The organism is Psychroserpens mesophilus (genome assembly GCF_050617655.1).
GTDB classification, from domain to species: Bacteria; Bacteroidota; Bacteroidia; order Flavobacteriales; family Flavobacteriaceae; genus Psychroserpens; species Psychroserpens mesophilus_A.
Genome location: NZ_JBODQC010000299.1, coordinates 1 through 256 on the forward strand (window position 1 = coordinate 1; position 256 = coordinate 256).

At 59.4% G+C, this 256-nt stretch carries 1 pseudogene; it reads left to right on the forward strand.

Features of this window, described 5'->3' with window-relative positions:
- A pseudogene (locus ACRHNM_RS17345) lies at positions 1-256 on the forward strand (amino acid dehydrogenase); the annotation flags it as partial.

Here is a 256-nt window from a genome sequence, read left to right on the forward strand (position 1 = left end):
CATTACGGAGGACGCCGGGGTGTGGCATCCCCAGGAGGGGGTGTTCAACGGGCATTTCCGGCCTACGGAAGCCGATAAGATCAATCGGATCGGCCAGCTGCGCATGGGGGTCATCAAGGTCCTCGAGACGGATACCTATTCGCCGGATACCTCCCGGAAATACACGGTAGCTGACATGATAACCGGTTTCGGCGTAGCTGAAGCCGTCCGGCATTTTTACGACATACACGGCGAGAGCGTGGTCGGGAAACGGGCC